This is a genomic window from Tangfeifania sp., assembly GCF_055108615.1.
Genome location: NZ_JBSQIC010000005.1, coordinates 48,533 through 70,324, shown reverse-complemented (window position 1 = coordinate 70,324; position 21,792 = coordinate 48,533). Strand labels below are relative to the sequence as shown.

Annotated in this window: 18 protein-coding genes; 9 read left to right on the top strand and 9 right to left on the bottom strand. The window is 41.7% G+C overall.

From position 1 onward, the window contains the following. Positions 1 to 257 precede the first annotated feature (257 nt). From ACTCNA_RS02290 to rnpA, 6 genes are all read left to right on the top strand, one after another. Positions 258 to 1,400: a glycoside hydrolase family 130 protein gene (locus ACTCNA_RS02290; RefSeq protein WP_462946277.1), complete on the top strand. Its 1,143-nt coding sequence runs from the start codon at positions 258 to 260 to the stop codon at positions 1,398 to 1,400. 1,046 nt (positions 1,401 to 2,446) lie between these two features. Next, positions 2,447 to 3,073 carry a sialidase family protein gene (locus ACTCNA_RS02285; RefSeq protein WP_462946301.1) on the top strand — a complete coding sequence of 209 codons (627 nt, stop codon included), beginning with the start codon at positions 2,447 to 2,449 and terminating at the stop codon, positions 3,071 to 3,073. Between the two features lie 100 nt (positions 3,074 to 3,173). Then, positions 3,174 to 3,512: a dihydrodipicolinate synthase family protein gene (locus ACTCNA_RS02280; RefSeq protein WP_462946276.1), complete on the top strand. Its 339-nt coding sequence runs from the start codon at positions 3,174 to 3,176 to the stop codon at positions 3,510 to 3,512. Between the two features lie 23 nt (positions 3,513 to 3,535). Next, positions 3,536 to 4,534, top strand: coding sequence for a DUF4271 domain-containing protein (locus tag ACTCNA_RS02275; RefSeq protein WP_462946275.1), 999 nt, complete (start codon positions 3,536 to 3,538; stop codon positions 4,532 to 4,534). 31 nt (positions 4,535 to 4,565) lie between these two features. Continuing rightward, positions 4,566 to 5,315: a uroporphyrinogen-III synthase gene (locus ACTCNA_RS02270; RefSeq protein ID WP_462946274.1), complete on the top strand. Its 750-nt coding sequence runs from the start codon at positions 4,566 to 4,568 to the stop codon at positions 5,313 to 5,315. Positions 5,316 to 5,378: 63 nt separating this feature from the next. Then, on the top strand, positions 5,379 to 5,792 hold the full coding sequence (gene rnpA / locus ACTCNA_RS02265) for a ribonuclease P protein component (RefSeq protein WP_462946273.1): 414 nt from the start codon (positions 5,379 to 5,381) through the stop codon (positions 5,790 to 5,792). A gap of 53 nt (positions 5,793 to 5,845) precedes the next feature. Here the strand turns inward: rnpA and ACTCNA_RS02260 are convergent, their stop codons facing one another. From ACTCNA_RS02260 to ACTCNA_RS02240, 5 genes are all read right to left on the bottom strand, one after another. Beyond that, complete coding sequence (locus tag ACTCNA_RS02260; RefSeq protein ID WP_462946272.1) at positions 5,846 to 6,937, bottom strand: chorismate mutase; 1,092 nt, start codon at positions 6,935 to 6,937, stop codon at positions 5,846 to 5,848. Next, positions 6,934 to 7,836: a prephenate dehydrogenase gene (locus tag ACTCNA_RS02255; protein ID WP_462946271.1), complete on the bottom strand. Its 903-nt coding sequence runs from the start codon at positions 7,834 to 7,836 to the stop codon at positions 6,934 to 6,936. Before ACTCNA_RS02255 ends, ACTCNA_RS02260 begins: the two co-directional genes overlap by 4 nt. 267 nt (positions 7,837 to 8,103) lie before the next feature. After that, complete coding sequence (locus ACTCNA_RS02250) at positions 8,104 to 10,578, bottom strand: T9SS type A sorting domain-containing protein (RefSeq protein ID WP_462946270.1); 2,475 nt, start codon at positions 10,576 to 10,578, stop codon at positions 8,104 to 8,106. Positions 10,579 to 10,844: 266 nt separating this feature from the next. Next, positions 10,845 to 10,967, bottom strand: a complete 123-nt coding sequence (locus tag ACTCNA_RS02245; RefSeq protein WP_462946269.1) for a hypothetical protein — start codon at positions 10,965 to 10,967, stop codon at positions 10,845 to 10,847. Positions 10,968 to 11,019: 52 nt separating this feature from the next. Beyond that, entirely contained in the window at positions 11,020 to 13,473 is a 2,454-nt protein-coding gene (locus ACTCNA_RS02240) for a T9SS type A sorting domain-containing protein (RefSeq protein ID WP_462946268.1), read from the bottom strand. A 324-nt stretch (positions 13,474 to 13,797) separates the two neighbouring features. Here ACTCNA_RS02240 and ACTCNA_RS02235 point away from each other — a divergent pair, with 324 nt between their 5' ends. From ACTCNA_RS02235 to ACTCNA_RS02225, 3 genes are all read left to right on the top strand, one after another. After that, the gene (locus tag ACTCNA_RS02235) at positions 13,798 to 15,318 is read left to right on the top strand and encodes a response regulator (protein ID WP_462946267.1); all 1,521 of its coding nucleotides are present in this window, start codon (positions 13,798 to 13,800) and stop codon (positions 15,316 to 15,318) included. A 5-nt stretch (positions 15,319 to 15,323) separates the two neighbouring features. After that, the gene (locus ACTCNA_RS02230) at positions 15,324 to 15,971 is read left to right on the top strand and encodes a response regulator (RefSeq protein WP_462946266.1); all 648 of its coding nucleotides are present in this window, start codon (positions 15,324 to 15,326) and stop codon (positions 15,969 to 15,971) included. Between the two features lie 62 nt (positions 15,972 to 16,033). Further along, complete coding sequence (locus ACTCNA_RS02225) at positions 16,034 to 17,485, top strand: glycoside hydrolase family 32 protein (RefSeq protein ID WP_462946265.1); 1,452 nt, start codon at positions 16,034 to 16,036, stop codon at positions 17,483 to 17,485. Between the two features lie 11 nt (positions 17,486 to 17,496). On the opposite strand, the gene ACTCNA_RS02220 is transcribed toward ACTCNA_RS02225, so the two are convergent. The 4 genes from ACTCNA_RS02220 to ACTCNA_RS02205 form a co-directional block, all read right to left on the bottom strand. Next, complete coding sequence (locus ACTCNA_RS02220) at positions 17,497 to 19,083, bottom strand: aspartate:alanine exchanger family transporter (protein ID WP_462946264.1); 1,587 nt, start codon at positions 19,081 to 19,083, stop codon at positions 17,497 to 17,499. Between the two features lie 137 nt (positions 19,084 to 19,220). Then, the gene (gene pepE, locus ACTCNA_RS02215) at positions 19,221 to 19,943 is read right to left on the bottom strand and encodes a dipeptidase PepE (protein ID WP_462946263.1); all 723 of its coding nucleotides are present in this window, start codon (positions 19,941 to 19,943) and stop codon (positions 19,221 to 19,223) included. A gap of 80 nt (positions 19,944 to 20,023) precedes the next feature. Further along, a complete protein-coding gene (locus ACTCNA_RS02210; protein ID WP_462946262.1) occupies positions 20,024 to 20,788 on the bottom strand; it encodes a creatininase family protein in 765 nt (254 codons plus the stop codon). Between the two features lie 3 nt (positions 20,789 to 20,791). Further along, a complete protein-coding gene (locus ACTCNA_RS02205; RefSeq protein WP_462946261.1) occupies positions 20,792 to 21,625 on the bottom strand; it encodes an outer membrane beta-barrel protein in 834 nt (277 codons plus the stop codon). Positions 21,626 to 21,792 lie beyond the last annotated feature (167 nt).

Here is a 21,792-nt window from a genome sequence, read left to right as displayed (position 1 = left end):
TACCCTTATACCTGGGCACCGATCCCGAAGAGATAGAAAGCGCATTATCCAACGCGTACCGCGTTGAAAAACTGATAACCGTTGAATTTTTGTCAAACAGCATAAAGCAACAAACAAAAGAAAACCCGGTACGGGTTCGATATTTGCACCTAAAAGCTATAATAGCCCCCCGGTTCCCGGCACGCACTCAATTTTTTTTATCTATGATTCAAAAAAACCAATAATTCTTACCTTTACTAAAAATCAAACCAGTTACCATGAAACATCTTTCAATCCTTCTTTTAAGCTTTTTTATAATTGCCGGATGCAATCAAACTTCTTCATCTGATGGTGAATCACAAAAAGGAAGCTGGGCTTTCCCGGGTTTTGAAAAAGTGGACAGCCTGAACCCGATTCTAAAGCCGTCTCCCGATTTAAGTTTCATTTGCCCGATTAACAACCAGCCCATCAGGTGGGAAGAACGAAATGTGCTGAACCCGGCGGCAATTGTCAAAGACGGCAATGTTTACCTTTTTTACCGGGCGCAGGATGTAAGCGGCACATCGCGCATCGGGCTGGCGGTGAGCAGCGACGGCCTGCATTTTGAAAAGCAACCCGAGCCGGTTTTTTACCCGGACAACGATGAAATGAAACCGCTGGAATGGAATTACCGGAAAGATGCAGATTATGAATTTTCAGAAGAGCCATCATCTAAATTATTCGACGGCACGGAAGACCCACGGATTGTGGAAAGTGAAGACGGAAAATACATTATGACTTACACAGCCTACGATGGAAAAACCGCACGGCTTTGTCTTGCCTCCTCCAATGACTTGCAAAACTGGACCAAACACGGACCGGTTATGAGCGCCGAAAAATACAAAGATGCCTGGTCGAAAGCAGGTGCCATTGTGGTGAAGCAGCAGGAAAATAAAATGATTGCCACCAAAATCGACGGGAAATACTGGATGTATTTTGGCGACACCGACCTTTTTATGGCCAGCTCCTACGACCTGATTCACTGGGAAGTGGCAAAAAATGCCGAAAACGACGAAATGATTGAAGTGTTGCACCCGCGACCCGGTTATTTCGACAGCCGGCTGGTGGAACCCGGACCGTATGCGCTTTTAAAAGACGAAGGCATTTTACTGATTTACAACGGAAGCAACGCGGCCAATTTTAACGATCCGGAATTGCAAAAATTCACGTATGCAGCAGGGCAGGCGCTGTTTTATAAAAATGAACCCTGGAAAATGCTCGACCGCACTGAAAGCTATTTTATTCATCCCGACAAAGATTACGAGAAAGTAGGCGAAGTAAACGAAGTGTGTTTTGTAGAAGGATTGGTTAACTTTCAGAATAAATGGTTTTTGTATTACGGCACTGCCGACTCAAAAATTGCAGTGGCTGTTCATCGGTAAAATATCGGACCCAACCTTTTTAAAACAGTTTTAGAATCTCAAAAAAACACTCAAACAAATTGAATTTATTAACATTAAGTAGGTACCAAGTAGCTTTTAGAAATGGCAAAATTCAAAATTGAATCACAAATTTCACTGCTGGCAGTAATAATTGCCGCAGCAGTAATTACTTCAGGCTACTTTGCCTGGAAAAACCTTTCACAAATCGTGGATTCCATTCACCAGGAAGCCAGGCCCGACAATAAATTGTTCCTGATTAAAGATATTGCCACCGATCTTTCGGCCATCAAAAATATTGTCAGGCTGTATGTGCTTACCAATAATGAAGAAAATTTACATGAGGAAAAATCACCTGATTTTAGCGACAGTTCAATCCTTTCGAATCGCGTCCCCTTATTTGTGAGCCGCGAAAATCCGGATGTGCTGCAGGTTAAAATTTCGGTTCCCGACACCGGTAAAATTTACCAGCTCACCACTACAACATTTTATTTTACAGAAAACAGCAGCCCCGTTATTTTGGAATCGGTTAAAATAAATCACTCCAAAAACGGCGAAGAACAGTTCGGGCCCATTACAGATAATGGTTTGCAACTGGAAAATAACAAGGCAGAGGTTGATGCAACAGCCGAAATCGGCCCCGGAAATCATACCCTTTCATTTGGGTTTCAGCTAAAAGACGATGCAATCCTTACCGAAAGTTTTTCCATTGAAAATGTGGAGCTTCAATTTGACGACGGTTCTGTGTTGAATCTCAAACCGGAATCTGAATTTGCCTACCGTCCGGCTAATGTGGTTCGCGCTGCAGGGCAGGACAATTGCGATACCTACCGCATTCCGGGAATGGTTACAACCGGCGAAGGAACGCTGATTGCCGTTTACGACAACCGCTACAACAACAGCAAAGATTTGCAGGAAGACATTAACGTGGGCATGAGCCGCAGCACCGACGGCGGACAAACCTGGGAACCCATGAAAGTGATTATGGACATGGGCGAATGGGGCGGAAACCCTGAACGCTTGAACGGAATTGGGGACCCGGCCGCGGAATTACACTCGACGACGGCACGCTGGTTTTCCCTGCGCAGTTTAAAGCCGATATTGGCGAAAAAGCGTTGGATGGCGGACAATTCACCGCTCATTCGACCATTGTTTACAGTAAAGATGGCGGCCAGAACTGGCATATTGGCACCGGAGCCAAACCCAACACCACCGAAGCGCAAGTGGTACAACTCGCCGATGGCAGCCTCATGCTAAACATGCGCGATGACCGCAACCGTAAAATTAGGGACGAAACCAACGGCCGGGCAGTGGCGGTTACCAGCGATTTGGGAGAAACGTGGACAATTCATCCGTCTTCCAACTCGGCATTGCCTGAACCCAATTGCATGGCCAGCCTCATTGCTGCAGATGTCGAAATGAACGGGCAAAACCAGCAGGTGCTTTTCTTTTCCAATCCCAACAGTAAAGAAGCCCGCATTAACATGACCATCAAAGCCAGCTTCGACCAGGGGCACACCTGGCCCGAGGAACATCAGGTTTTATTGAATGAAAACCAGGGTTATGGCTACTCCTGCATGACCATGGTAGATGAAAGAACTATCGGAATCCTCTATGAAGGAATGAAAGAGCTCTACTTTCAAAAAGTTTTTGTTGAAGATATTTTAGAAAAATAATGAATTAGATGCTTTTTGCGTTTTCGTGATTTAGTAGCTTATATCTTTTGTCACTAAAACACTAAAATACGAAATCACAGGAAATTAAAATGATACTATAATGCAAATTCAAAAATTTGAAGGATTGATAGCCGCTCCGTTTACTCCCATGAATGAAAATAACGAAGTAGTTTACGAACGGATTCCAGAGTATTACAATTTTTTGAAAGAAGCAGCACCGGCCATTCCCAACCTGGCCGGAATAAAATACACCCACGAAGATTTTATGGATTTTCAGACTTGCATTAATTTTATGGATGGCAAATACGACATGCTCTGGGGCCGCGACGAAAACCTGCTTACGGCGCTGGTGCTGGGAACCCGAAGCGGTGTGGGGAGCACTTTCAACTACGCTGCCCCGTTGTATTATAAACTGATTGAAGCCAAATCACTAAACTAATTGGTATCTTTGCATTCTGAAAAATGAATGGAATTTATACATACCGGCAAGATACCACTAAAGTGAAAATTCCTCCGGAAAATTTACCCGGCGTTCAGGAAACAGGTGGATTAAGGATTAACCGTGTTGCTCCGCTTCCCATTGAGCCGATTCCTTCCCGTGATTCACTCCGTGTACAGGATACAACAGAGCAGGAGCCGGTTGCTGCAGTGGAGGCTCAACAACCAACGGCAGCTCAGATTCGAAGGTGGCAACAGCGGCAGACTGAGCAGAATTTAATGGTGAGCGGTTCACCAACAATGCAACGTCGAAATGAAGTACAATTGGTTGATTCGGATATGGCAGTTGATAAAGATTTGATTTTACCTGTTCAGCATTTAAACAGTGACAATACAACCTGGCTTTCGTTCTTGTTGCTTTTTGGGCTGTTAATTTTTGCCACTGTAAAAGCAGGGTGGTCAAAATATATTCAGAATTTATTTCAGTCAATTGTAAATTACTCTACTGCCGAGAGGATGTTTCGTGAGCGGAACTACTCCTTTTCGCACGGGGCTTTCAGGCTCGATGTAGTTTTTTATCTTGTTTTTTCAGTATTCCTGTTTCAGCTAATTAATTTTTTCAGGCTTGATTTCACTGCCGGCGGTTATACACTTTATATTTTTTGCCTTGCCGGAACCTTTGTTTATTTTCTGGGAAAAAAACTGTTGTATAAATTTACCGGATTTCTTTTCGAAAATACAAATGAAACAAGTGAGTTTTTGTTTAACTTAGATAACACCAACCGCGTAGCAGGAATGGTGCTTATACCGGTTGTGGCGTTACTGGCATTTTCGCCTTTTTCGAGTTTGAAAATTCCGGTGATTATTGGAATTTTGATTGTTACAGTAATCTATTTTTTACTTATATTCAGGGGAGTTGTGATATTATTCAGGAAACAATTTTCAATATTATATCTCTTTTTATACTTTTGTACCTTTGAATTTTTACCCTTGGTTTTAGTTTACAAGTTATTGTTGATATAGTGGGTAAGTTTAATTAAAAGAAATACGTATTTTGAAAATCAAGAGTATACTGGTTTCGCAACCCAAGCCTGAAACGGCTAAATCTCCTTACTATGACCTGGCTGAGAAGAACAATATTAAAATTGATTTTCGGCCTTTTATTCATGTTGAGGGGGTTTCGGCAAAAGATTTCCGGCAAACCCGGATTCATATCCTGGAGCATTCAGCAGTTATTTTTACAAGTCGTACTGCTATCGACCATTTTTTCCGCATTGCGCAGGAAATGCGCCTTACGGTTCCCGACTCAATGAAATATTTTTGTATTTCAGAGGCAACTGCCTTCTATTTGCAAAAGTACATTGTGTACCGCAAGCGAAAAATATTTTATGGTAACGGGAAGTTTTCTGACCTTATAAATGTGATGAAAAAGCATAAGGATGAAAAATTTCTGGTGCCTCTTTCGGATATTCATAAAGAACAAATCCCGGATTTGCTCGATAAGGGAGGTTACAAATACACAAAAGCTGTTCTTTACAGGACCGTAAGCAGCGATTTATCCGACCTGAAAGATGTAAACTACGATATTCTCGTATTTTTCAGTCCCTCCGGAATACGTTCGTTATTCGATAATTTTCCCGATTTTGAACAGAATAACACACGAATTGCCTGTTTTGGCCCGACAACAGCAAAGGCTGTTAAGGAAGCCGGATTACGGCTCGATATTCAGGCACCTACAGCCAAATCTCCTTCAATGACAATGGCTTTGGAACAGTACATTAAAAAGGTGAACAAAGGAGATTAAGCAGAAAAAATATAACTTTGAAAGGCTGTTCGCCCTTTGGTGGATGGCCTTTTTTTATCGCTCATGAAAAACGAAGCTGCTGGAAAATCACAAATAAAAACCCGTTTTACGCTGAAAAAAGAGGAACGGCTGTGCAGTAAAAAACAATTCGACAAGTTGTTTGCTGAAGGGAATACATTTTTGGTATATCCGCTAAAAGTGGTTTTCACTGAAACAGAATTTGATGGATCTTATCCGGTAAAAGCGGCTTTTGCGGTGAGCAAAAAACTGTTTAAAAGAGCTGTAAAACGTAACCTGATAAAAAGGCGCGTAAGAGAGGCTTACCGGTTGAACAAACCAGGATTTTATGCGCGGGTTAACCAGAAAAAAGTAGCTGTAATTTTTATTTATATAGGCAAAGGAATTGTTGAATATCATCGGGTTGATAAAGCAATGAAAACAGCTTTGGATAAAATTGCTACAAAAATTCAGGTATAAAAAAATCCCGGAAATATACTTCTCCGGGATTGATAATATTTTTCAAAAAATCTTTATTCAGTATCCATAATATCGGTTTGCAGGCGAACCGAGTCTTCGTGGATGAGCTGGAACAAAGTTTTTACCAGCGATTCGTTCAGGTCGAGCTTTTTACCCAGCTTAACCCGGCTGTCCATCAGCTGGCTCCAGCGGTTGATTTGCAAAGCAGTAACGTTGTTGTTTTTTTTGTATTGGCCAATTTGTTTTACAATGGCCACCCTCGATGAAAGCATTTCCAGCAATTCAGCATCAAGCGTGTCAATTCGGCTCCGGAGCATGTCGAGACGGCTTTCAAAATCAGGGTTATTGGCATCCGGGTGTCTGATTACCAGCCTGTCGAGCAATTTGCCCAAATCGGCAGGTGTGAGCTGCTGGCTGGCATCGCTCAACGCGCACGACGGGTCGATGTGCGATTCGAGCATTAATCCGTCCATGCCCATGTCGAACGATTTTTGTGCAATTTCGAACAGGAATTCGCGCTTGCCTGCAATGTGACTGGGGTCGCAAATAATGGGCAGATTGGGCAAAAGTCGGCGCAGTTCAATAACCGTTTTCCAGTTGGGGTAGTTTCGGTATTTGGTTTCGCGGAATGGCGTGAACCCGCGGTGGATAGCAACAATGCTTTTTATACCTGCCAGGTAAACGCGCTCAATAGCTCCCATCCAAAGCTGAACATCAGGATTTACCGGGTTTTTTATTAAAACGGGTTTGTTTGAACCTTTTAAAACATCGGCAATTTCCTGCACTACAAAAGGACTTGCAGTAGAGCGTGCCCCTATCCACAGAACATCGATATCAGCTTTTAGCGCTTCTTCGGTATGATGTGCATTGGCCACTTCGGTACCCACGGGCAACCCGGTTTCTTTTTTAACCAGCTGCAGCCATTTCAGCCCGATTGAACCAACGCCTTCGAAAGAACCGGGACGTGTACGGGGTTTCCAAATGCCACCACGGTAAATAAAAACCCGCGGATCTTTAGCCAGTAACCGGGCCGTTTCGAGCGTTTGTTGCTCCGTTTCCAGGCTACACGGCCCTGAAACAAGTAAAGGATTGTTTAAATTTGGAAGCCAATCCTTTATCGGATTAATTTCAAAAGTTGTTTTCATTGTTGCTTAGTATAAAGTTTTACAATTTTTTCTTCGTTTTTAAAAAAATGCGGGTTTTCTCCATCCAGAATAGTCCGTATTTTATTGGCACTTAAAATCAGCTCGTCCAGCTTTTCGTATTCTTTGTTTTTCATGCAATCGCGAAATTCTTTTAAATGCTTGATGTAAACGTCCATCGAATCAACCACATATTTGTTGTTTTGTTCAAAAATGGGTTTCCACATGGAACTGGAACTTTTGGCCAGCCTTACCGTTGACCGGAAACCGCCGCTGGCCAAATCGAAAATTATTTTCCGGTCTTCTTTTGCCTGCACTGCATTTGCCAGCGCAAAAGCAGCAGCATGCGGAAGATGTGAAACGAAAGCCGTGCTGTGGTCCTGCTCGTCTGATGTCATATAGGCAATGTCCATTTCCAGGCTTTGAAACATTTTTTCTATCAGCGCCAAATGCTGCGGGCCGGATTCTTCCTGGTCGCAGATTATGGCAATTTTATTTTTGAAGAGCCCTTCGATTGCGGCCGACGGACCTGAATTTTCGGTGCCCGACATGGGGTGGGCCGGCACAAATTGTTTTCTTTTCGGATGATTTTCGACCAGCGCGGTTATCATTTTTTTGGTTGACCCCATATCGGCAACCGTTGTATTCCTGTCAATGCCATCGAGCACGGCAGGCAGCACGTCCAGCTCTTTATCAACCGGTATGGCAATAATAACCAGGTCAGAATTTTTTATCCCTTCTTCCAGCGGTTCAATGCGGTCAATCAATCCGAGTTCAAGAGCTTCGGCAGCATGTTTTTCATTGGCATCCACACCAATAAATTCACTTCCAAAATTTGAAGCCCGTAAATCTTTTGCCAGCGATCCGCCTATTAAACCAAGTCCAATAACTGTTATCTTCATACTTTTATCAAATAAAAAAGGCCCCGGATTTTCCGGGACCTTTCGTAAAATATTTTATAGCTTTAACAATACTCTACTGTATGATCCCGTCTTCAGAACCAAAATAAAAATAAAAGTAAAAATAGGTATTGTTAATTGCCGAAATCATTTTTCTGTTAATTTAGAAACAAAGATAGAGATATATTTTAAAATTGAAAGATTATTTGCCTTTTGAATTCCTTTTTAGCAGATTTTTAACATTCCTGCCTGTTTTTTTTTGACTTGTTATCAATCTGATTTTTTAATCAACTTTTGGGTAAGAGTTTGTTTTCCGTTTTCTTTTACCGAAAGCAGATAAATGCCATCAGCCTGATTTTGAAGTGAAATTTTTGTTGAAACCCGGCCCGGCAGGTTTTGGTGCTCAACCGATTTTACTTTTTGCCCGAACATGTTGTAAACATCCAGTTGAAGCTTGTTAACCGGTGATTTAGGTTCAATTCTTACATTGAACTCGTCTTGAAAAGGATTGGGGTAAGCTGTAATATTCCCGGGCGAAAGAATTGGTTGCCGGAAACTTACCGGGGTTTGAATCCTTAAGTTGTCAATAGCCCAGCCCCAGCCGTGTGCATAAGGATCGGAAAACAGGCGGAAGCGGATTAAAATGGTATCGCCTGCCGAAAAATTGCCGTTTTCAAGCATGTTTATTTCACGGTTTACGTACCACTCTGGTTGGCCGATGGTAGTGGAATTCATGTCATTAAAATCCAGATTGAAATTTTCTTCCCACGTTGAATTGTCGCGGGCATCGTAGCCATCAGCAAGCGGGAGCCAGGTTTCTTCCGATTTTTTTCTTCCTTCAACAATTACGTAATCCCAAAAATCGAAGTCACCGTGAACGGTTCCAATCTCTCCAGGTTCAACCAAAACAATTTCATCGAAAGTCATTTTGGCGTTTTCATCGAGAATTACGGGATATTTCAAAATGGTAGAAAAATTAAGGTCTGTGTCATCCTGATCCGGGCTTGGGTAGGGATGCGGACTGTGCAGCGCCCCGTTTTTAAAATTTGTTTCGGTATAAATATCGAAATCGGTCAGAATAAAATCGGGGTTGGAATTATTAAAATCATTTATGTATCCGCCAATCGGATTGTAAACTTTTTCAACCCGAAAGTTGAAATTATTATTCGCGGGTAACATGCTGGTGTTTTGGGCAACCGAAGCATCGCGGGCAACTATTTTGTATGTAATCTCATCGCCATCTTCCAGTTGGGTTTCTGAAATTTCAAATTCTCCCACAAAAATATTGGATGCCGGCCCGGGAATTAAGCCAAAAGGGGGCTGCGGAACTCCATTTATGGCGTATTCAACATACACGGTATCAATTCCAAGGTTGTCGTTTACCGTGGCGTTGATGTTGAGTTTATTGTTAGCTGTAAAAAAGTAAGGAATTGGTTCGTGTTCAATTTCCGGTTTCAAATTGTCTTCACCAAAATTAACGGTAAAAAACTCGTTCGGGGCTTCGGTCGGTTGTCTGAATGTGCGGTTTTTTATATCGCCGGCTGATATGTAGTAGTTGAGATAATCAGCATTTGCTGACGGTAAAAGTTGTGCTTCGTACAAATTATTTCCTGCTGGCAGCAGCGGGATTGTATCGGGTTGGTTTTTAAACGAATCGGTTGAATAAACCACAAAAAGAGAAGTGGTGTCAATTTCGTAATCGCTTTCTATTACGGCACTGAATAAAAGGGTGTCAACTTCCTCCACATCCTTCAGTTGGGTGAAATCTATTTTCAGGTTTTTCCAGCCAATATCGGCCAAAATCCCTGTTGTTATCGATCCCGGGTCGTGTGTTGCCTCGCCTCTGCCCATAGCATGCGTCATGAGCGAATTGCTGTTACTGGAAGAATAAGTGGCATCATTTAGGTGATAAATACTGGAACCATCGTCCCAGATGCCGGGAGCATAAAGGCGCGGATAATTAGTAATGAATGCCGACGGGCTTTGGGCATAGAGGGAGCCTGAAACCAGAGCGGATTTCAGGTCAGTTGAAGGATTTTCGTAAATAGTTGTATCGGTAAGGAGTTCGCCGCTGCTTTTCCCCACAAGCTGATCGAAAGACGTAATATCACCCTGTTCCCAGTAGCCGTAAGCTCCCTTATTATTATCCACATAAAAAAAACCGGTAAAACCCAGGCCATGCCCGATTTCGTGCAGTACCACTGAAACAAAATCGTAGAGCGAATCGGGAGTTTGCCCGTCGGTGCCAAAATACCACAGTATATCTTTGTTGAAATACGCATTCATATCAGGCCTTTCTGAACCGGTAAGATCTTCACCGATAATTTTTTCGGCCGATGCAATTGGGTAGTACACATTTTTTCGTGGTGCTCCTTCAAAATTCATTTCGTAATCACTTGGCCCGCAGCTACCCAAAACATTTGGCTCACGGCTCGACCAATTGGCTTCAATGTGGATTGGTACCGGCGACTCAATAATTCTTTCCCAAAGGCCAACGGCAAAATCAAAAGCATCTATTGCTTCCTGCGGGAAGTAGTTGTAATCGACAATAAATTCTGATTTTTTTTCAGCTGATTTGAGCAATTTCATGACCTCTTTCGAAGGAGGGATATATGATTTTTCATTTCTATCGGCTGCATAACAAACCGGATAAACAGGTTTCAACCCCAATTTCTGCCACTTTTTCTGACCTGTTGCACTTATTGCTGCGGTTAGTAGCAATAGAAATATTACCAGTTTTTGCATGCTTAAAATTTTACTCAATGTAAATACAAGAAATAGGCGCTAAATGTTTGAAATAAAAACGGACCAAACAAGTTTTTTTTTCAGATTAGTGATTTTTTAAGGAGCAGTATACATTTAGCATGTCCGGTTTTGGTTTGGAAAAAAGCAGCATGGGACAAAAAAGTCCGTCAAATCAGGATAAGTTTCAGACAAACAAATTATTGGTCTGGAAATCAATAGCGACCTTCAATCTTCGGGGAAAACTGTTATTATTCATTAATTTACGGTTAGTGCACTTTAATCCAGTTGTTCTTTCTTTTTCGCGAGGTCAGGGTATTGTACAAAGCAATGATTGATGCTACAAAACCAGTAAACGCTGCCACAAGAATTACAATCAATAAAGTATCCATTTTTTCTTTTTTAGTGTTTTGAACTATTTTTATCTCCCTGAATGTATTGTTGTTAGTTTTTTACAATTTTATTTGTGTTTACATTTCCCCTGCCATTATTTATGCTAACTAAGTAAATACCTGCGCTTCTTCCCGACAAATCAATTTTTGTTTTGTGCGAAAAGCCGGGGTCGATCCCCGTTTCCCGGTAAACTGTTTTTCCGTATAAGTCTGTAACTACAATTTCAATCGGTGTATTTCCCTGGGTGTCCGGGCAGTCAACAAAAAAGCTGTTTTTAAATGGGTTGGGATAAACACTAGCAGTGCTTTCTGCAAAAATATCATCGGAGCTGGTATTAAATTCCTGAATTGAAAGGTTGTCGATAGCCCATCCCCAGCCGTTAACTGAATAATCGGAAGCCAGCCTGAAGCGGAAAATCAGGGTGTCGCCTGCTTCAAAGTCAGTATTTTCGGTAAGGTTAATGGTGCGGGTAACCAGCATATTTTCCTGTGCCGAAGCTTCTGATTTAGTGCTTTTCAGGTTACTTGTAAATGCCGAAAACCAATCGGTGTTTTTTCCAGAATTATACCCTTCGGTTAACGGGTGCCAGGTTAACCCGTTGTCGTAACTGGCTTCAACAATTACAAAGTCCCATAAAGCCTGATCGGCGCTGTTCTGATTTTTTTCACCCGGCTCAACAAGCACAACTTCATCAAAATGTATTTGACCTCCCGGTTGTAAAATTACAGGATAATTCAATTGGGCAATCAGGTTGTTATTTTCGGTTTTCAATTCAGATACCGGATATGGATTATGCGTATGCAAAATTCCGCTTGAGAATCCGGGTGTTTTTGAAATAGTAAAATCGGCCAGCGTAAAATCGTTTGTGTTTTTATCGAAATTATTCACATAGTTATCAACCGGCTCAAATGGGTTGAAAAGTTGAACAGAATAAAATCCGCTGCCGGGAACAGTTTTGGTGTTTTGGTTCGATGAAATGTCTTTTGCAATAATCCTGTATTCGAGTTCATTTATTGTATTTTTATCCAGACTAAGCATGCCTTTGTAAATATCGTCGTCATTGTCAGATAAATACAGGGGTTCCTGTAAAATCCCGTTCAATTTGTATTCAACTTTTACAGCTCCAATTCCCATATTATCGGTGGCAAAAGCCGAAAAATTAACAGATGAGGCATTCTCCGAAATTATTTTTACCGGGTTGTGATTGACTTCAGGTGCAAAGTAATCGGGACCAACGCGCATTGTAAACTTTTTTTCGGGTGCATTGCCCGGGTGTGTATAGGAGTTTTCTTTGGCGTTATCTTTTATGGTAAAATAATACTGAATATTTCCTGAATAAAAATCAACAGGCATTTCTCCTGAAAATTTTCCGGTTGCACTATTGTACTGGAGAAAAACTGTATCAGCAGATGAAAAGTAATCGGTTGAGAAAACAGCTTTTACATCGAAAGATTCAGCTTCGCTGATCCCGGTAATCTCAAATTCTACCGGAATGGCAGCACACGGTTTTTCCAGGTCTTTAAGTTCTTCAAAATAGAACGATGGTGCGGCCCAGCCAATTTCCGACAATAAATTAAGTGTGGCTTCTCCGGGGTTATGAAAGGCAGCCCCTTTGTAAAAAAATGCATTCATCAGGCTGTTTTCGTCAGATTCGTCGGTTTTTTTCAGGTGATACAAACTTGAGCCCTCGTCCCAAACCTGGGGAGCATACAACCAGCCAATGGCTTTTTGTTCGGCTGAAACAATTTCGGCAGAATACAATTTTAACTGATCGGAAGTAAGTTCTTCGTGCAATTCGGCCGAGGGGCTTTCAAATAGCGATTTGTCAGAAATTTGCTGGTTTTGCTGATTGAACACATAATAATCGTAAATACTTGGTATGTTGCGATTATTATTAAAAAAACCTGTTCCGTCGCTGTCTTTCAGGAAGCCTGAAAACCCGAGGCCATGAGTGAGTTCATGTAAAACAGATGTAACAAAATCGTATTTTGTGACCGGGGTGTTGCCGTCGGTTCCGAAATACCAGGAATAATTACTGCTGAAACTGCAGATGATATCCGGTTGACCGGGATTAATATCTCTTCCGCTTAATTTTTCGGCCAGCGCAACGGGGTAATACACATTTTGCAGCTGTGCCCCGTCGAAATTATGATAAAACATTGATGGGCGTGACAGTGCAATTGTGTTCCCTTCAAGCGGTTTCCACTCGGCCTGCACGTTAATGGTAACATTGGTAGTAAGCAAACTTTCCCAGATTGAAACGGCATATTCAAAAGCCGGCTTTGCCTCTTCAGGAAAATTTATGTAGGCTACTTCAATGTAGGCCTGGTTGGTACTGGCCGATTTTAACCGGCTGAATTCGGCAGGAGGTGCAACAAAAGTTTTGTTGACTTCATCTACCGGAATATTTACGGGATAGTCAAAAAGCTCTTCACCAAAATATTTTTGTCCTACAGAATTGCTGACAACAAATCCGAGTAAGATCACCAGAAGCGTCCACTTCATTGTATTTTGTAATTAAGGTTTGTAAATCAATGACTAAAGTAGAAAAGGCCAGATTATTATGCAGGAGGTATTTGCTGAAATTAACGCCTGTTGTGCTGATTTTTTTGTCAGCATTTTACTGATAAAGCAACGGGTAAAATGGCTGTTTTTGAAGTTTTTGTATGAGCAAAATTGTATTTTCCCCTAATTTTTTTATACTCTTAACAAGAATTCATTACAAAAAAATGATACATTTGTAAAAGCAGTAATCTTTGAAGTTGTTAATCTTCAGGGGTTTTTAAAACTGCAAAAACCAATTATTAAATCAGCCGGGAGGAATCTTTTATGAAAAAAATCCTTGCCATTGACGACAATGAAATAAATTTAGTTTTGTTAAATCAGATTTTTAAACTGTATTATACTGATTTTGAATTTTTGCAAGCTACCTCGGGAAAAGAAGGCATTGAACTGGCCGAAACCCAAAAACCGGAAATTATTCTTTTGGATATTTTAATGCCTGAAATGAATGGTTATGAAGTGTGTAAAACACTTAAAAAACAGACTTCCACCCAACACATTCCAATTCTTATGATTTCGGCATTGGGGCAAAATCCAATTGAGCGTACCAAAGGGTTAAATGCCGGTGCCGATGCATTTATTTCAAAACCTTTCAGCCAGGATGAGTTGCGCGCGCAAATTGATGTGGTGCTCCGCATCAAAAAAGTAGAAGATTTGCTGAGGAAAAGAAATGAAAGCCTCGAACTGTTAATAAAAAACCAAACCAACAAATTTTTGCAAAGCGAAGAGCGCTTTCTTCAGATTTCGGAACATGCCCTGGAGTTTTACTGGGAGGTAGATTCGAAAGGTGTCTTTACTTATGTTAGTCCGGTAATTGAAAAAATACTGGGCGTTAAGCCTGACTTAATTGTAGGTGAAAAAAGTTACCTCGATTTGTTTCAGCTTAATAACAGCAGTTCAAAAAAGAGCATAATAGAATCCAGCTTTTTAAACAAATCGAGCTTTAATGACTCCGAAATTGAGATTGAGTTGCCCGATAAAAATAAAACATGGCTGTCGGTGAGCGGTTTTTCTGCATTCGATAAAAAAGGCCGGTTTTATGGTTTCAGGGGAGTTTGTTACGATATCACCAAACGAAAACAAGCTGAAATTGCCTTGAAAAAGAGCATGAAGCAAATAAAAAACTACCAGAAAAAACTTAAAAACCTGAATACCGAATTAACCCTGGCCGAGGAAAAGGAACGAAGGCGAATTGCAGAAAACCTGCACGACAGCCTCGGTCAAACCCTTTCGCTTGCTTTTATTAAACTGTCGTCTATTGTGCACGAAGATTTCTCACCGCATGTAAAAAAGGTAATTAATGAAACATCGGAAATGCTGAACAAGGCAATTGCCGAATCGCGAACCATTACTTACGATCTTAGTCCGCCAATTTTATATGAGCTGGGGCTGATCCCGGCATTCAAATGGAAGCTGGAGCAAATCCAGGATAAACACGGAATTCAAACAGAATTGGTGGGTGAAAACGCTGAAATTGACATTCAAAAGGAATTCAACATATTTTTATACCGTATAGTAACTGAGTTGTTAAATAATGCAATTAAACATGCCAATGCAAATTTGATTGAACTGGAAGTGAAAAAAGACAAAAAATATTACTATATTACAGTGAAAGACAATGGGGTGGGATTTAAAACAAAACTTAACCCAAAAGCAACGCTAAAAGGAGGTTTCGGGTTGCTTAGTATTACCGAGCGACTCGATAACATTAAAGGAAATTTGGAAATTAATTCTGACGAAGGAAAAGGAACTGAAGCATCAATCGTTATTCCAATCAGTGAAGATTAAAAATTATGGCAATAAAAGTTTTAATAGCAGACGATCATCAGTTGTTCAGAGAAGGACTGATGAATCTGATTTCTTCTGCACCCGATATTGAAGTTATTGGCGAAGCCAAAGATGGCAAAGAGGCTACCGAGAAAGTGAAAACCTTAAATCCCGAAGTGGTTTTGATTGATATTGGCATGCCCAAGATGAACGGAATTGAAGCTACCCGGATTATAAAAAAACAACAGCCGGAAATTAAAATAATAGCTGTGTCCATGCATTCCGACAGGCAATTTGTAAAAGGTGTTTTGGAAGCCGGAGCCGATGGTTATCTGCTTAAAAATTGTACTTACCGCCAGCTTATTGAAGCAATAAAGTCGGTGGTTGAAGGCAAAAAATATTTGAGCGACGATATCACCGAAATGGTCATTCAGGGCTACCTCGATCCTGCAGAGGAAGTCACAGGTAACCAGGACGAACTCTCGGAACGGGAGTTGGAAATCCTCAAACTTTATGCGGAGGGAAAATCAACCCGCGAAATTTCTGAAAAACTGTTTATAAGCGTGAAAACTGTGGGTACGCACAAACAACATATTTATGAAAAACTGGACCTGAAAAGCAACGCTGATATGGTTAAATATGCCATCAAGGAAGGGCTTATTCAGTTGCAGTGATTAGTAATTTTTGTATTTTACCCCCATAAAAAATGAGAAATGCAGACGTTAAACACAGTAAGATGAAAACTACAGGAAACAGCGTATTAATACTTCTATTTTTGCTTTTACTTGCTTCATTTAAATCCGATAAAAACTATTACGATGAACTTTATCGTCCCCAGTTTCATTTCACTCCTGAAAAAAACTGGCACAACGATCCCAATGGATTGGTTTACTACGATGGCGAGTATCATCTTTTTTACCAGTACAACCCGAAAGGCAAAGAGTGGGGTTACATGCACTGGGGGCATGCCATAAGTACCGATTTGGTACATTGGGAACATCTGCCAATTGCATTATATCCCGATGAAAACTCAGAAGATAAGGAACGTTGCACCGCTTTTTCCGGGTCAGCAATTGTGGATAAAAATAACCTGTTGGGGAAACAAACTAATGATGTGAAAACGCTGGTTGCCTTTTACACCAGCCAGCATTGCGGCCAGCGCATTGCCTACAGCACCGACCGTGGCCGTACATGGGAAAAATACGAAGGAAATCCCATTATTCCTTACGACGAAACCGACGATGCACGCGATCCTAAAGTGGTTTGGCACGAACCTTCCGGGAAATACGTAATGGCGCTGTACCGGAAAACTTCAGAAGATGAAAAGTCGAAAGGAGTTTCGTTTTATGTTTCTGAAAATTTGGTTGACTGGGAGTGGAAAAGCCATGTTTACGGGTATTACGAATGTCCCGACCTTGTGCCCATGAAAGTATCGAACCGGCCTGAAGAAACCAAATGGGTGCTGTTTGATGGCGACGGAAGCTACATGGTTGGTAATTTTGATGGCGAAGAATTTTCGCCCGAGTCGGCTAAGATGAGGGGAGATTTTGGTAAAAATTATTACGCCACTCAAACCTGGAGTAACATTCCGGAAGAAGATGGCCGCACAATCCAAATCGCATGGATGCGCGGTGGCGAATTTCCTGATATGCCGTTTAACGGGCAAATGACTTTTCCGGCTGAGCTGGAACTCACAAAATTTAATTTTGGCTATAAAGTTACCCGCCGACCTGTAAAAGAAATTGAACTACTGCACGGGAAAGACTATCAGTGGGAAAATGAAAACCTGATTCCGGGCATTGACAAAAACCTGGTTAGAAGAGTAAGTGGGGACTGCCTTCACATTTATGGTGAATTCGATATTAAAACCTGCAATAATTTTGGCTTTATGATTCGGGCGGGCAGAAATGACTCGGGAACCGAGCTTTTATACAACGTAAAACGCGGCACATTGTCGGTGCTGGGATCAACCGCACCGCTGGCTCCAATCGATAATAAAATCACACTGGAAATTTTGATTGACAGGGCTTCTGTTGAAGTATATGCCAACGGGGGCCAAACCGTAATTTCCAATTGTTTTACACCCGCCGAAAAATCTGACGATTTAATACTCTTCAATAACGGAGGAGAAATTGAGGTGGAAAAACTTTCAATTTACGAGGTTGAATCCGCCTGGCAAACAGATTAAGAAATTCAACGTCAGACAATCAGAGAAATTAGCTGAACTATAATTATAAGCAGCACCATGGCAACCGGATAAACTGTAGCGTAAGCAATTGAGTGGGCGTTGGTTTCAGTCATGGAATCAGCTGCAGCCAGGCCGGGAGTGCTTGTCATACTACCGCTAAGCGCACCGAGCATACTTAACACATTCATTTTGAAAAACCATTTTCCGGCAATCGCGGCAATAATCATGGGAATAAGGGTAATAACGCCACCCAGCAAAAACAGCTTGAACCCATATTGTTCAAAAATTGAAACTATTTCGGCACCGGCGCTTGTACCCACTGCAGCCAGGAAAAAAATGAGCCCGAGCTGGCGCAACAATTGGTTGGCGGCTCCACTCATAGTCCATATTACGGGGCCGGTTTTTCCCAATCGGCTCAGTCCCAGTGCAACAACCAATACGCCTCCTGTAAGCCCCAGGCTGAAAGAGAAATTGCCCAGTGCAATATTTATTTTTCCTACCAAAACGCCTAAAATAATTCCAAGTGCAACTGGCAAAATATCGGTATCCGACAGTCGTTTCTGATCATTTCCAAAAATGTTGGCCACCATTTCCATGTTGGCTTTGCTACTGGCAATAATCAGTTTATCGCCAAACTGCAACTTTGAATTTGGTGAAGGAACAATGTTAATCCCCGACCTGCGTATTCGCGTAATGGTAGCATTGTAGGTGTGCAGCAGGTTAATCTGTCCGATGGTTTTGTTCACCACTTCTTTATTGGTTACTAAAACCGAACGTACATCGTAGTTGGGATCCAGCGGAATTTCCTCTTCGGTGGGCTCTCCAATCAGCAGTTCAACTCTTTTCAGGGCTTCCTCGGTTCCTACGGCTTTTATCAGGTCGCCTTTGTGGAGTATCGTTTCAGGTGAGGGTGTCACGGCCTTTCCGTCGTGTAAAACCCTCGACACCACAGCTTTTGTCATGTACCGGATACGCAAATCTTCAATGGTTTTCCCTACCACGTTTTCGTTATCAACAACAAAATTACGGCGGACTATTTCGGGGAATTCTTCTTTGATTTTTGACTGGTATTCTTCTTCCGATTTTTTTAATGAAATCCCCATTAATTTGGGTAAAAACCTGATGAATACAATCACTCCAATCACCCCAAACGGGTAGCCGACACCATAACCAATAGATGCCAGTGGCGAACCGGTATAATCAATTGCAGCGGCAAGCCCGGGAGTGCTGGTAAGCGCTCCGGTAAATAAACCAATGGCAATATTTTTATCAATTTTGAAGGCAAAAACAATTCCCACAGTAATTAATCCGGCAACCAGTATAAGTATTGTCGCAAAAGAAGCGAGTTGCCGGCCTTCCTTTTTAAACGACTCGAAAAAACCCGGACCGGCCTGAATTCCAATAGTAAAAATGAAGAGTACCAGGCCGAGGTATTGAAAATCGGTAGGGACAATTACTCCGAAGTGCCCAAAAACCAGCGCAACAAAAATTACTGCGGAAACATCCAGCGTAAGGCCGAAAAGTTTCACCCGGCCAAGAATAAAGCCTAACGCAACGATTAGGAAAAGTGCAAAATAGCTGTTAGAAAGAAGATCCATTATTGTTCCTGTTTTTCACTGCAAAGGTAGTGAATTGTTCATTACCAGTTAAAAACAGTAAAAAATAAGAACAAAACGGATTGAAAATTTAATAAAGGTTTATGGTTAATTTTTTGCCTGAAATTAAAATTGTTGTTTCAGGCCAGGAACCCGGTTTCCATTAAAAAGCTGAAATCATCGTCGGGAGCTAACTCGACAGGTTCTTTTCCTTTTTTAAATATGCGGCAGGTGGGCTCACCAATCAATTTTAGTTTTTCGTTTTCCAGTTTAAGAATAGTCCCTTCGCGTAGCCCGGCCACATACAGTTCAGGATTTATTTCTATGAATTCCATAATGCGCTGTTCCCGGGTTTCACCGGCATGGCCTTCAGCATTTGCGTCGAGGTAATGCGGGTTTATCTGAAATGGAATCAAGCCGGCACAGTCGAATCCGTGCGGATCGATTATGGGCATATCGTTGGTGGTGCGCAGGGTGGGGCATGCAATGTTTGCACCGGCGCTCCAGCCAATGTATGGAATGCCGTTAAATGCCTCTTCACGAATCGGGTTCATCAGTTTTTTGTCGTGAAGCATGCGTACCAGTTGCCAGGTATTTCCCCCGCCAACCACGATGGCTTCTGCTTCTTCAATGGCTTTTGCCTGGTCTTTAAAAGTGTGCACACCAACAATGTGGTGGCCAACTTCAGCAAAACGTTCTTCTACTTTTTCGCAATATTCGTCGAACGAAAATGTAACGGCAGCATAGGGAATAAAAACCGCTGTAACCGGTTTTTCACCCAAAAATTTTTGTATTTCTGATTTCGGATAATCCAGGTAGGGTTCCCCTGCCATGGTTGAGTTGCTTATTAATAATAGTTTCATGATTGTACCTGTTTTATTTTAAAATGCAAGTACCGAAAAATCAATGAAATTTTCAATGATAATTATTGGGTTTTACCGATTTATTCGTACAAATTATCCAAATCACATTCGGCCAGTTCAACCAAATAATCTCCAATTTTTGTGGTTACATCATCCAAAAACTTTTTCCCTTTTTCGGCCGAAGCTTTTTTCGGGTTTCCCACACCGGTATCTTCCGAAACTTTTCCCCAGTGGCGTGGTGTCCAGGCCACTTTATCCTGAAGGCTTTTCAGTTTGAATTTTTTCGCTTTCCCATCGCCCGCTTCTTCCAAAGGACGCACCAGTTCCGGGAAACAGTGCATTATCACGCTGGTTTCCATCTCGTTGGCATGGTCGCCTTCTTCTTCAAAATGTTGCGAGAGGGGAAACAGCTTAAACCACTCCACAATGGAAATTAACATGTCGGGAAATTCGGGCTGAAGGTCGCGCACAATTTGTTTAAAGTCGTTGCCGCCATGGCCATTCAATAACACAAATTTCCGGATTCCCTGGTTATAAAGTGCACTCAGCATATCTTCCAGAATCATCTGCTGCGTGGACAAACGGGTGTGCAAACAAAACGGGAGTTCAATCTGCCCCATGTTTTGAATGCCCAGCGGAATAGCAGGAAGTACCATTATTTTTGAACCTTTATCCCAGGCTTTTTTAGTTGCATCGGCTGCAATGCGGGCTGTTTCCAGCGAATCAGTTCCATACGGTAAATGGTAGTTGTGCGGCTCGGTAGCTCCCCAGGGCAGAACGGCAACTTCGTATTTCTGATTTTTAATCTGTTTCCAGTTGGTTTCTTCTAAAATATAAGGTCTCATGTTTTAAAATTTAATTAATGTTATACCAATTGTAAAAGGTGTCAATTCAGGGCCTTTCCCGTCAGCAAACAGCGGGATTAAATCGTAGGTAGCAAAAACATTTAACCAGCGGTAACCGGTTCTGGCCATAACGCCATATCTAAAATTATGAATCGCATATTGTCCCGGCACTTTAAGTTTCTCCTTTTTCCCTTCGGCGCGGTACTTAATTTTGGTATGGCTGCTAATTCTAACCTCACCAAACAGCCCTGCTGAAATGTAAAACCGGTTTTTGTAATGGTTTACCGGTATTTGAAATTCGGCCAGCAGTGGAACCATCAGTGATGCAATGGAAAGTTTTGATTTCTGGTTTTCATCGAAATAAAGCGTTTCGGGTTCAATAATCCCGTTTTCGTTCTGGCGGATGGTGGTGCTTTTATCGAGCCGGTAACTTTGCAGGTGGAGCCCCAGGCCGGTAACCAGTCCAATAGTGTTGCGGTTGCGCTGAAGCCCGATATTCTGTTCAATTAAATTGATATACGTTGAATTGGAACGGAGCATATCGTTTTCCATGAAATTAGTGTGGTAGCCGGAATAATCGGGGTTTAAAAATGTATTGAACCCAAAATCGAGACCTGCCCAGTGCCCGCTAAAATTATCCTTCCAAAAATTGAAACCCATCTGGTTCATTTTACGGATATCGATTTTCCGCAAGATTTTTTCCGGATCTTTCTGCACGGGAACGATGGTGTCTGATTGCTGCGACCACAAATTGGTTACCATACCGGAAGTCAGGGCTAAGCATAAAAATAGCCTCACAATGGTTGATTTTGTTTTCAATGGCAATTTTCTGTTCATAAAATTCAACTTAAAATTGAATATTACATCAAACAAAAGTAACCTATTTCGGTTGAAAAAAGGCCAATTTCAGTTTAAAATGCAAAAGTGACCCGTGAAACGCAGTTGTATATCAACCATGAATTATGAATTTGTTAATACTGCAAATGAATTTGTTTAAATACCTG